The 11,625-nt window shown below is 44.5% G+C and carries 11 protein-coding genes and 1 riboswitch; of the genes, 10 read left to right on the forward strand and 1 reads right to left on the reverse strand.

Going from position 1 to position 11,625, the window contains the following annotated elements; all coding sequences use genetic code 11:
• Nucleotides 1-23: 23 nt before the first annotated feature.
• A riboswitch (yybP-ykoY riboswitch) is annotated at nt 24-165 on the forward strand.
• Between the two features lie 83 nt (nt 166-248).
• From ACINWC323_RS13660 to recJ, 7 genes are all read left to right on the forward strand, one after another.
• Entirely contained in the window at nt 249-824 is a 576-nt protein-coding gene (locus ACINWC323_RS13660) for a TMEM165/GDT1 family protein (RefSeq protein WP_005227893.1), read from the forward strand.
• A gap of 156 nt (nt 825-980) precedes the next feature.
• Nucleotides 981-1,787: an oxygen-binding di-iron domain-containing protein gene (locus ACINWC323_RS13655; protein WP_032881251.1), complete on the forward strand. Its 807-nt coding sequence runs from the start codon at nt 981-983 to the stop codon at nt 1,785-1,787.
• Nucleotides 1,788-1,914: 127 nt separating this feature from the next.
• The gene (locus ACINWC323_RS13650; protein ID WP_009510272.1) at nt 1,915-2,280 is read left to right on the forward strand and encodes a YkgJ family cysteine cluster protein; all 366 of its coding nucleotides are present in this window, start codon (nt 1,915-1,917) and stop codon (nt 2,278-2,280) included.
• Between the two features lie 141 nt (nt 2,281-2,421).
• Nucleotides 2,422-3,888, forward strand: a complete 1,467-nt coding sequence (gene guaB / locus ACINWC323_RS13645) for an IMP dehydrogenase (RefSeq protein ID WP_005227887.1) — start codon at nt 2,422-2,424, stop codon at nt 3,886-3,888.
• A gap of 128 nt (nt 3,889-4,016) precedes the next feature.
• Complete coding sequence (glmM, locus tag ACINWC323_RS13640; protein WP_009510131.1) at nt 4,017-5,354, forward strand: phosphoglucosamine mutase; 1,338 nt, start codon at nt 4,017-4,019, stop codon at nt 5,352-5,354.
• A gap of 12 nt (nt 5,355-5,366) precedes the next feature.
• Nucleotides 5,367-6,017: a pyridoxamine 5'-phosphate oxidase gene (pdxH, locus tag ACINWC323_RS13635; protein WP_009510264.1), complete on the forward strand. Its 651-nt coding sequence runs from the start codon at nt 5,367-5,369 to the stop codon at nt 6,015-6,017.
• On the forward strand, nt 6,018-7,718 hold the full coding sequence (gene recJ, locus ACINWC323_RS13630; RefSeq protein WP_032881224.1) for a single-stranded-DNA-specific exonuclease RecJ: 1,701 nt from the start codon (nt 6,018-6,020) through the stop codon (nt 7,716-7,718). It begins immediately after the preceding gene.
• Between the two features lie 47 nt (nt 7,719-7,765).
• Here the strand turns inward: recJ and ACINWC323_RS13625 are convergent, their stop codons facing one another.
• Nucleotides 7,766-8,533 (reverse strand): putative porin, encoded by a 768-nt coding sequence (locus ACINWC323_RS13625; RefSeq protein ID WP_009510210.1) that lies wholly within the window; start codon nt 8,531-8,533, stop codon nt 7,766-7,768.
• Between the two features lie 418 nt (nt 8,534-8,951).
• Here ACINWC323_RS13625 and prfB point away from each other — a divergent pair.
• The 3 genes from prfB (at nt 8,952) to ACINWC323_RS13610 (ending at nt 11,602) form a co-directional block, all read left to right on the forward strand.
• Nucleotides 8,952-10,047 (forward strand): peptide chain release factor 2 gene (prfB, locus tag ACINWC323_RS13620; protein ID WP_126687562.1). Its coding sequence is split into 2 segments (ribosomal slippage): nt 8,952-9,023 and nt 9,025-10,047, totalling 1,095 coding nucleotides; the frame shifts between segments, so codons are not numbered across the junction.
• A gap of 161 nt (nt 10,048-10,208) precedes the next feature.
• Entirely contained in the window at nt 10,209-10,511 is a 303-nt protein-coding gene (locus ACINWC323_RS13615; RefSeq protein ID WP_005403396.1) for an ArsR/SmtB family transcription factor, read from the forward strand.
• A gap of 26 nt (nt 10,512-10,537) precedes the next feature.
• Nucleotides 10,538-11,602, forward strand: coding sequence for an alkene reductase (locus ACINWC323_RS13610; RefSeq protein WP_009510266.1), 1,065 nt, complete (start codon nt 10,538-10,540; stop codon nt 11,600-11,602).
• The last annotated feature ends 23 nt before the right edge of the window (nt 11,603-11,625 follow it).

Below are 11,625 nucleotides of genomic sequence, written 5' to 3' on the forward strand. Positions count from 1 at the left end.
CATTTTATTGTTTGCTAGAATAGCGTTACTTCATTGGGGAGTAGCCGCTCTTTACGCAAAGTAAAGAGGTGATGATCAACATAATTGTTCAACCGAACATGGTCATCATAGCAAAGAACCAAGAACAGCTTTTCAGCTGTGCTTTTGTTGGCAAGACCTTTGATTTACCACTCTGCATCAATCTATTTGATTTTGGCTAGCAGGAGGGGTAGGTCATCGGTATATTTTGCTAGCCAGAGCATTCAACTATGTATGAATTCCTCATCTCCACATCAATTGTTGCCCTTGCTGAAATGGGCGATAAAACCCAATTGCTGGCATTATTACTGGCGGCGCGTTTCCGTAAACCTGTTCCGATCTTGATTGCCATCCTTCTTGCGACCACCATTAACCATGGTATTTCGGCTGTGTTGGGGCAATGGATTACCACCGTACTCAGCCCTGAAATTCTGTTGTGGATTCTCGCACTAGGCTTTATCGGCATGGCGATCTGGATGCTGATTCCGGATGAATTAGGTGATGAAAGTGAAAGCATCAATAAATGGCAGAAATTTGGGGTTTTTGGTGCCACCTTCATCTTATTCTTCTTGGCTGAAATTGGCGATAAAACCCAGATTGCAACCGTGGCTTTGGCGGCACGTTTTGACAGTGTGTTCTGGGTCATGTGTGGAACCACATTCGGCATGATGCTTGCCAATGCACCCGCTGTGTTTATTGGCGATAAACTCGCGGATAAATTACCGATTTCCTTGATCCATAAAATTGGTGCTGCAATTTTCCTGGTGGTGGGTGTCTCAACCTTAGTGCAGCATTATTTCTTCTAATTGAGCTAGAACCTGAAAAAACCCGTCCAGTCGTGACGGGTTTTTTTATAAATAATGATAAAAATCTAAACTCTGATTGAAACATGCATTAAATCCCATTATTTTATTATGGAATTAAAAAATATTTCATATTTAAAGAATTTTTCCGGGGTAGTTATGAGTTTCGAGCGCACAACGTCACAAATATTATTTGATAATGGCACACATAAATGCATCAGTTTTACCAGTCTGGTCAAAGGGGAAGGCATTCAGGCCAATCAGTTTTTAATTATTGACCATGATCGGGCCGCGGTTTTAGATCCGGGAGGTGATCTGACCTATGTCCCTTTAACCATGGAACTGAACCGTTATACCAAACTAAAAAATCTGGACTATGTGATGGCCTCCCATCAAGATCCTGACATTATTACCTCGATGCCGCGCTGGCTGGTGTATACCGATGCCAAAGTGGTGGCTTCCAAGTTATGGGCACGCTTTTTACCACATCTGAATTCGGCCTTTATGAGTGACCGTATGAAAGGCAATTGGGAGGAGCGCTTGATTGAGCTATCAGATACAGGGCAAGTCATTCCTCTCGGTGAAGCTTCGATTGTGGCTGTGCCTGCGCATTTCTTGCACTCGGTTGGAAATTTCCAGTTCTATGATCCGACTGCAAAAATTTTATTTTCAGGTGATATGGGGGCTTCCATTGTCGAAGATGCCAGCTTACCGATTACTGACTTTGATGGCCACATCAAAAAAATGAAAGGTTTTCACCAGCGTTATATGTGTTCCAATAAAGTCATCCGTCTCTGGGTCAATATGGTTCGGCAGATGGATCTTGAAATGATTGTGCCTCAGCATGGCACCGCTTTTGTTGGTAAAGCGATGATCAATCAGTTCCTGGACTGGATCGAAACGCTGGAATGTGGTGTAGATCTGATGAATGAATATGTGTTCAGTTTGCCAGCTGAAATGAGCTAAATGTCCGGGGTTGCAAAATGACTGGAAAATACATCAATCATTGATCAGACACTCTTGTCGGCAGGCATAAATTTTCTTAGGATTTATCGGATCAAGGATTGAATCTGATAACGAGAATTTTAACAAAATGTTGTCTCAAATTGCGACCCCCGATGCCTGTGTCATTTGTGGTGCCTGCTGTGCAAATTACCGTGTCTCTTTCTATTGGGCTGAGGCAGAACTGATCCCGGAATATATGGTTGAGCCGTTGACCGCGGTCTACTCATGCATGAAAGGGACCAATCAGGCACAAGTTAAATGTGTGGCCTTGCAAGGTGAGGTGGGGCAGCACGTCAGCTGTTCCATCTATCCAGTTCGGAGCTCAAGTTGCAAGGAAGTACAGATTGCCGATTCGCATTGTAACAAGGCACGGCTGGCGCATAACCTGATCCCGCTGGTCGCGATTGACCAGCAGCCCTCTGAAAATAATGACAATTATGATCAGGTTTGCTAACGGAATGTATTTGATTCGAAGGGTAAAACTCTCTAGCTGAAAGCTTTTTAAACAACGATTGAAATTATTTTCATCATAGAAAATGAAAATCACATCGAAATTTGTTTATAATAGCTCACGGAAATTACCAGTGAGATTGTTATGCTGACCATCGTTCAAGAAGCGTTAACCTTCGATGATGTCTTATTACTTCCTGCCTACTCAACTGTTCTCCCAAAAGATGTCTCCTTAAAGACACGTTTAACTCGCGGAATTCAACTTAATATCCCTCTCGTTTCTGCTGCAATGGATACCGTGACTGAATCACGTATGGCGATTGCAATGGCGCAAAACGGTGGTATAGGTATTTTGCACAAAAACATGGATATCGCAGCACAAGCTGCTGAAGTCCGTCGTGTGAAAAAATTTGAAGCAGGTATGGTGAAAGATCCAATCACTGTATCACCTGAGACAACAGTGCGTGAACTGATTGCGATTACCCAGGCCAATAATATTAGCGGCGTGCCTGTTGTGAAAGACGGCAAAGTGGTGGGTATTGTCACCGGACGTGATACACGTTTTGAAACTAATCTTGAACAGCCTGTAAGCAATATCATGACCGGTCAAGATCGTTTGGTGACTGTTCGTGAGGGTGAATCAAAAGAAAATATCCAAGCTTTGCTACAAAAGCATCGTATTGAAAAAGTGTTGGTGATTGGTGAGAACCATGAGCTAAAAGGTTTAATTACGGTCACCGATTTCCGTAAAGCCGAAAGCTATCCAAACAGCTGTAAAGATGATTTAGGCCGTTTACGTGTCGGCGCTGCAGTCGGTACCGGTGCTGAAACTCCAAGCCGTGTAGAGGCTTTGGTTGAGGCGGGTGTCGATGCGATTGTAGTTGATACAGCGCATGGTCATTCTGCAGGTGTGATTGAACGCGTACGTTGGGTAAAAGCCAACTACCCGCAAGTTCAAGTGATTGGCGGCAACATTGCAACGGGTGATGCAGCGTTGGCCTTGCTTGATGCTGGTGCAGATGCGGTCAAAGTCGGTATCGGTCCAGGTTCAATCTGTACTACACGTATCGTTGCTGGTATTGGTATGCCACAGATTTCGGCGATTGACAGCGTTGCCAATGCACTGAAAGATCAGATTCCTTTGATTGCAGATGGCGGTATCCGTTTCTCTGGCGATATGGCGAAAGCAATCGGCGCGGGTGCGAGTACGATTATGGTCGGTTCACTCCTTGCTGGTACTGAAGAAGCGCCTGGTGAGGTTGAGTTCTTCCAGGGCCGTTACTACAAAGCTTACCGTGGTATGGGTTCATTAGGCGCGATGGCCGGTGTATCTGGTTCTGCGGACCGTTACTTCCAGGACGCTAAAGCAGGTGCTGAGAAATTAGTTCCAGAAGGCATTGAAGGCCGCGTACCATATAAAGGCCCAATGGGCAACATCGTTCATCAAATGATGGGTGGCTTACGTTCATCTATGGGCTATACCGGTTCATCTGTGATTGAAGATCTTCGTCAAAATGCAAAATTTGTGAAAATTACTTCAGCCGGTATGTCTGAATCACATGTGCATGATGTAACCATTACCAAGGAAGCACCAAACTACCGAGTTGGTTGATTTTTGGTAATTTTGCCGATCGAAAAACCGTCAGTGTACTGACGGTTTTTTTTGTTTTGGTGTAAAGTGAACAGGATGAAGAAGGATATGGTTACAGGCCATATAAAAGATAAGAAAGTGAGTAAAACATGAGCTATTTTGGTACTGATGGAATTCGAGGCAAGTTTGGACAAATGCCAATTACCCCAGAGTTCGCATTAAAACTAGGTTTTGCCGCAGGAACAGTATTAAAAAGAAATAATCCTAAAAGTAAGCCGATTGTGGTATTAGGAAAAGATACCCGTTTATCTGGCTATATTCTGGAAGCGGCTCTACAGGCTGGCTTGAATGCCGCAGGTGTTTATGTGCATCTGTTAGGTCCTTTGCCAACACCAGCGATTGCGCATTTAACCCGTGCACTACATGCGCATGCGGGTATCGTCATTTCAGCATCGCATAATCCATATTTCGATAACGGGATTAAATTTTTCTCCAGTGAAGGCAAGAAATTACCTGATGCAATCCAGGATCAGATCAATCAGGAATTAGAAAAAGAGCTGGTTATTGAAGACACGGCAAATCTCGGTAAAAGCGTACGTGTTAAAGATGCCAATGGTCGCTATATCGAATTTTGTAAATCGACTTTCCCCTACCATTTCGACCTGCGTAATTTGAAAATCGTGGTGGATTGTGCCAATGGCGCTGCCTATAGCGTTGGGCCATCGGTATTCCGTGAATTAGGCGCGAAAGTTATTCCGCTCTTTAATGAACCAGATGGTTTAAACATCAATGAAAACTGTGGTTCAACTCATCCTGAGCAATTGCAAAAAGCAGTAGTAGCGCATCAGGCGGATCTGGGGATTGCGTTTGATGGTGATGCAGACCGTGTGGTCATGGTGGATAAAAATGGTCAACTGGTTGATGGTGACCATATCCTGTATATTCTGGCAACACAGGCAAACCACAAGCCAGCAGGCGTTGTCGGTACCGTGATGAGTAATATGGCGCTGGAACTGGCCTTACAACAGGCTGAGGTTGGCTTTGTTCGCGCCAAAGTGGGTGACCGCTATGTATTACAGGCGTTAGAAGAAAATAACTGGGTCACAGGTGGCGAACCTTCAGGTCATATCCTGACGCTGGATAAGAGTACTACTGGTGATGCGATCATTGCAGCACTTCAGGTATTAACCGTGATGGTGGAACAAGGTAAGGCTTTACATGAACTGGTTGCAGGTTTTGAACTATTCCCGCAAGTCTTGGTCAATGTGCGCCTACACGACATGATTGACCCTTATTCTATTCCTGCCCTGGTTGCAGAGTTTGAAAAAGCAGAGCAGCAACTCAAAGGCCGTGGTCGACTCTTGATTCGTAAGTCAGGCACTGAACCTGTTATTCGTGTCATGGTGGAAGGCGATCAACAGCAAGAAGTTGAAGCATTGGCGAACCATTTGGCTGATGCGGTCCGTGCTCACGCCCAAGCTGCTTAAGAGAGTTTCCGCATGAATGATGTGATTAAAGACCTGAGTGAATTGCGTTTAAGCTATGAACAAGGTGAATTACATGAAACCCAAGTGAGCGATCAGCCTCACTTGCAGTTTTTAAACTGGTTTAATCATGCCCTTGCCGCGAATTTGCATGAACCCTATGCCATGTCTTTAGCCACCGCAAATGCACAAGGCCGTCCACATGTACGTACGGTTTTGTTACGTGGTGCCACAGAAGCGGGTTATGACTTCTATACCAACTATGACAGTCAGAAAGGATTGGACCTTGCGGAAAATCCTTATGCTGAATTGTTATTCTATTGGCCGAGTCTGGAGCGTCAGGTCCGCATTGCTGGCAAGGTGGCCAAGATTTCTGAACAGGAATCGACCGACTATTACCATAAACGTCCGCGTGATAGTCAGATTGCAGCGCATATCAGTACACCACAAAGTGGTGTGATTGAGAGTCGTGAAGTACTGCAACAACGCTTTCAAGCATTACAGAGCCAAGCCCAGGCCGAGCTGGATAAACCTGAGTTCTGGGGCGGTTACCGCTTAGAAGCGGATTATTATGAGTTCTGGCAGGGGCGACCAAATCGCTTACATGATCGTTTGAGTTATGAAAAACAAGACGACCACTGGGCCCTACAACGTTTGATGCCATAAATGACACAGATGCAAATTCAAAAAAGACCTTTAATCACACGCCCTGAACAGTTTCAGGGCGTGCCTGCTTTTATTGCTGAAATTCTGGCCAGACGGGGCGTGCAGTCAGAACAAGAGCTTGAACTGAAACTGAAACATTTACTGCCCCCAGCATTAAAAGGCCTGGAGACGGCAGTTGAGTTGATAGATCAAGCCATTGATCAACAAAAACAGCTCGTGATTGTTGGGGATTATGATGCGGATGGTGCAACCAGTACTGCCTTGATGGTACTGGTTTTGCAAGAAATGGGCGCCAAGGTCGAGTATCTGGTGCCTGACCGGTTTAAGTACGGCTACGGTCTGACACCGGCAATTGCCGAATTGGCCCAGCACAGTTATCAGCCTGATCTTTTGATTACCGTGGATAATGGTATTTCCAGTCATGCAGGGGTGGAAACTGCCCAAGCGCTAGGTATGCAGGTGATCATCACCGACCACCACCTCACCACTAAACCGACCCCAGTTGCCGAAGCGGTGGTCAATCCGAACCAGCTGGGCTGTAACTTTCCCAGTAAAGCCCTGGCTGGTGTTGGGGTTGCTTTCTATGTGCTGGCAAGATTGGCAAGTTCACGGACTCAGCAAGGGAAAAGTAGCGCTAAAGTGACGCAATATCTGGATCTGGTGGCTTTGGGCACCTATGCCGATGTGGCGACACTGGACTATAACAACCGCATTCTGATTGACGCGGGATTAAAGCGGATTCAGCAACAGCAGTGTCGTGCTGGTATTTTGGCCTTACTGGATATTGCCGGGCGTGATCCTGCCAGCTTACGCGCACAAGATTTAGGTTTTGTTGTTGGTCCCCGCATTAACGCAGCGGGACGGATGGAAAGCATGCGGATCGGCATTGAATGCCTGCTGGCCGCCGATATGGCAACGGCTTATCCGCTGGCGCAACAGTTGAACCAATTGAATACCGAACGCCGTCAGGTGGAAAATGAAATGAAGCAGCAGGCAATGCAAGCGCTGCAACATATTCAACTGGAAACGATCCATCTACCGGCTGCCCTAGTGATGTTTGATGAACAATGGCATCAAGGGGTGATTGGCATTGTGGCAGGGCGCTTAAAGGAACAGTTTCATCGTCCCAGTCTGGTGTTTGCCCCTGATGAAGATGGTGTGCATATCAAGGGTTCGGCACGTTCGATTGAAGGCATTCATATTCGCGATACCATTGAGCAGGTGGCTGAGCAGTATCCGCATCTGGTCAGCCATTTTGGTGGTCATGCTGCGGCAGCCGGCTTAACCCTGAAAAAAGAACATTTTGAGACGTTTAAAAGCGTGTTTACCCAGTCGATTGCCGAGATGGATGAGGATCTATTTCAAGCGACTTTGTGGACGGATGGTGAATTGACCGATGCCGATCTGCATTTGGGAACCCTAGACTGGATCGAACAATTGGGACCGTGGGGACAAAAATTTCCATTACCTCAATTCGAGGGACGCTTCAAAGTCATTGATTATCGCTGGTTGAAAGAACAGCACCTGAAATTAAAACTAGCGGTCGGGCCACATTCGGTCGATGCCATTGCCTTTAATGCCAAAGATCGTTTTGAATTTGATCCCATGCTGGGCCATGTCGATCTGGTCTATACGCTGGAACGTAATGTCTTTAATGGCAATACCAGTCTGCAGCTGCAAATTGCCTATTTAAAACAATAAAAAAATCCGCTCATTTGAGCGGATTTTTTTAAAGCAATTCGGCTTGATTAGAAGCGATATGCACCACGGATACCATAAGTATTATAGTCATCACCGAAACCTACACGGCCTTCAACACTCACTTGCTGATTCAGGAATTTCTTGGCAGAAATACCCCATTCATCACGGTCAGTCAGGTCATTATTATAGTAATCAGCACCTACGCTTAAAGTTTTATCAAGGTAGTAATCGCCTTTAACGCGGTATTCGTCAAGATCACCGAAGGCACCATAAGCTTCAAGGTTGATATCATTGCCGCCGACCTGCGTTACGTATTTTGCACGAACGGTAGGATCTGCGCCATCTTTACCATGCTTCTCATCGTAACCTTTCACACCTAAAGCAAGTAATAAACCTGGTGCTGGTAAATAACCAATTTCAGCGCCATATGTCGTTACTTTTTTATCAATAGAAGTGTTATCAACTTCGAGTTCGTCACGGCCGATATTACCACTCAAATAGAAATCACTGTTTGGTACGAAGTATTCTACACCCACGCCGTACTGTGAATTTTTGATACCGTTATTGTCAGCATAATTCACTTTTGCTTTGGCATTACTAGCACGATTTAAGAACGCAGCTTCAGCGAGTGGCGCATTGCGTGTTTGTACTGGATTGAAATAATAAGTACCATCTACACCAAAATTATGGGTTCCATCAAAATCATCCCAATCAGTATAAGTGTATGAACCACCGACTTCAGCTTGATAAGCATGAGCAGTGCCTGTTACTGCCAAAGCAGAGAGTAGTGCTGATGCAATTGCTAATTTTTTCATGGTTATGCCCCTTTTGAGATAATGAACCAGATGAATGTTAATTACATGTTTTGTTACAACTACCAGTCTAATTGAAATAACAGGAGCGTCAATCGCAGGAACGTAAGCAGAGTGTACAAATGTAATAGACTTGTAAAATTGACAGAACAAGATTTTGATATTTAAAAATAAATTTCAATTGTTTTGAATTATTAAAACTTAGTAGAGATTGTGTTTTTGGCTATTTTAAAGACTAATTTAAGTGAATTGTTAAGAAATTTTAATCAAAATTAAGGCCTAAAATATAGTTGATTTAGCAGCCCAGCTTACTTTTGAGATTATTTTTTTAAACAGATTGAGCCAGAATAAGGGTGCTGTGTCGACCAAAACAGTTATGTTAAAATAGCGGATTAAGTGAGAAAATTGTGAGAAAACACGCGTGGAAATTAATCCGTATTTAGTCCAATTGAAAGATTTATCTGATCGTAGCCAAACACTACGGGGGTATCTTTGACTACGATCTAAAGGTTGAGCGTTTAGAAGAAGTTTTAAGAGAATTAGAAGACCCTGCGATCTGGAATGACCAAAGTCGTGCTCAGGCGATCGCGAAAGAAAAGGGCAGCCTAGAAAATACCATTGGTGTATTTGATCGTCTTGCAGAACAGCTCGATGATGCCAAAGCGATGCTTGATCTTGCTGTTGAAGCCGATGATGAAAGCCTGCTGGTCGATGTACAAACTGAATTAGACAGTGCTGAACAGGCTTTAGGTAATCTTGAATTCCGCCGTATGTTTAGTAATCCGATGGATCCAAATCCTTGCTTCCTTGAAATCCAGTCAGGTTCTGGCGGGACAGAGGCACAAGACTGGGCATCAATGTTATTGCGTATGTACTTGCGCTGGATCGAGCGTCACGGTTTTAAAGCGGAATTGATGGAAGTGTCGGATGGCGATGTGGCAGGGATTAAATCTGCGACCATTCGTGTCGATGGCGAGTTCGCTTATGGCTGGTTACGAACTGAAAGCGGTGTTCACCGTTTAGTGCGTAAATCACCATTTGATAGTAATAATAACCGTCATACGTCATTCTCGGCGGTGTTCATTTCACCCGAGATTGATGACAATATCGAAATTGATATTAATCCTTCTGATGTGCGTACCGATACTTACCGTGCATCGGGTGCAGGTGGTCAGCACATTAACAAAACTGACTCTGCGGTCCGTTTAACTCACGCCCCAACCGGTATTGTGGTGGCATGTCAGAACCAGCGTTCACAACACGCCAACCGTGACCATGCCTGGAAACAGTTACGTGCCAAACTCTATGAGTTAGAGATGAGCAAACGTAATGAAGCGGCGCAGGCGCTGGAAGATTCAAAATCTGATATTGGCTGGGGCAGCCAGATTCGTTCTTATGTCCTGGATGATTCACGTATTAAAGACTTGCGTACCAGTGTGGAAACCTCTAATACCAAAGCAGTTTTAGATGGTGACCTGGATAAGTTTATCGAAGCAAGTTTGAAGCAAGGTCTATAAGTTTTTATCAATTAAAATGGCAATCTCGTTCAGTATCGACTGGTTAATCGAAAAAATATGATATTAATATCGAAAAAATTAGATATTAATATTTGAAAATTTCGATATACTGGATTTAGATGCTGAACAAAGCTTTGCCTGTTGAGAAGCGTGGTGAGTCTATGGATATTGATGTAATAAGCAAGGCCTTAGCCAATCCATTACGTCGACAGATTTTGCAATGGTTAAAAGAGCCTGAGCAATTTTTACCGGTACAGGAATGTGGTGGCAGTTTCGAACGGGGCGTATGTGCCGGGCACATCGAACGTTTAGGAAAAGTTGCACAGTCGACCATGTCGAATCATTTGTCTGTCTTGCAACAGGCAGGTCTGATTAAGGTCGAAAAATATGGGCAATGGTCATATTTCACCCGTAATGAAGCTTTGATTCAGCAATATATCGAACATTTAAAACAAACACTTTAAATCAACAAGTGTAAGTTGAGGCGATCATGGCTGAACTAAATTCTGCGTTAAAAGTAGGTGACTTTACTATTAAAAACCGTCTGGTTTTAGCACCTCTGACCAGAGCACGGAGTGGTGAACACCGTATTCCGAATGATTTAATGGTGGAATATTATCAACAACGTGCCAATGCGGGCCTAATTCTTACTGAAGCGACCGTCATCAGTCCGAAAGCAGCGGGTTATGCCAATACCCCTGGCCTGTGGTCACAAGAACAGGCTCAGGCATGGCATAAGATTGTTGATGCTGTGCATGCACAGGGTTCAAAAATTGTGGTTCAGCTCTGGCATGTTGGACGTATTTCACATCCGGACTTACTGGATGGTGATATCCCTGTCGCACCAAGCGCGATTCAGCCCGCAGGTGAAGTGAGCCATCTTCGGCCAAAACGTTCTTTTGTAACCCCTCGTGCTTTATCGCATGAAGAAATTCAGGAAATTGTCGCACAATATAAACATGCGGCTGAACTGGCAAAAGCTGCTGGTTTTGATGGTGTTGAATTGCATGCGGCCAATGGCTATCTGATCGATCAATTCCTGCAAAGCACCACCAACCAACGTGATGATGAATACGGTGGCCCAATTGAAAACCGTGCGCGTTTATTATTGCAAGTAGTCGATGCATTTATTGAAGTATGGGGTGCTGGTCGCGTTGGTGTACATCTTTCACCACGTAGCGATTCGCATGACATGGGGGATGAAAATCCGTTGGCAACCTTTGGTTATGTGGTGGAACAACTGGATCAGCGTAATATTGGATTTATTTTTACGCGTGAATATGAAGCAGAAGATAGCCTAATGCCAAAATTACGCCCTAAATTTAAAGGTGTATGGATTGCCAATGAGGGCCTAACTGCTGAATCTGCGCAACGTATTCTGGCAACTGGTCAGGCAGATGCGGTTTCATTCGGTAAACAGTATATTGCCAATCCGGATTTGCTAGATCGTTTGCAACATGATTTGCCGTTGAATCCGCCTCAACCACAAACATTTTATGGTGCCGGTGCGGAAGGTTATACCGATTATCCGGTATTTGAAAAGCTAGAAGCTTAAGCCGTATTAAATGCTACAAATGA

This window comes from Acinetobacter sp. WC-323 (assembly GCF_000314615.1).
GTDB lineage: Bacteria > Pseudomonadota > Gammaproteobacteria > Pseudomonadales > Moraxellaceae > Acinetobacter > Acinetobacter courvalinii.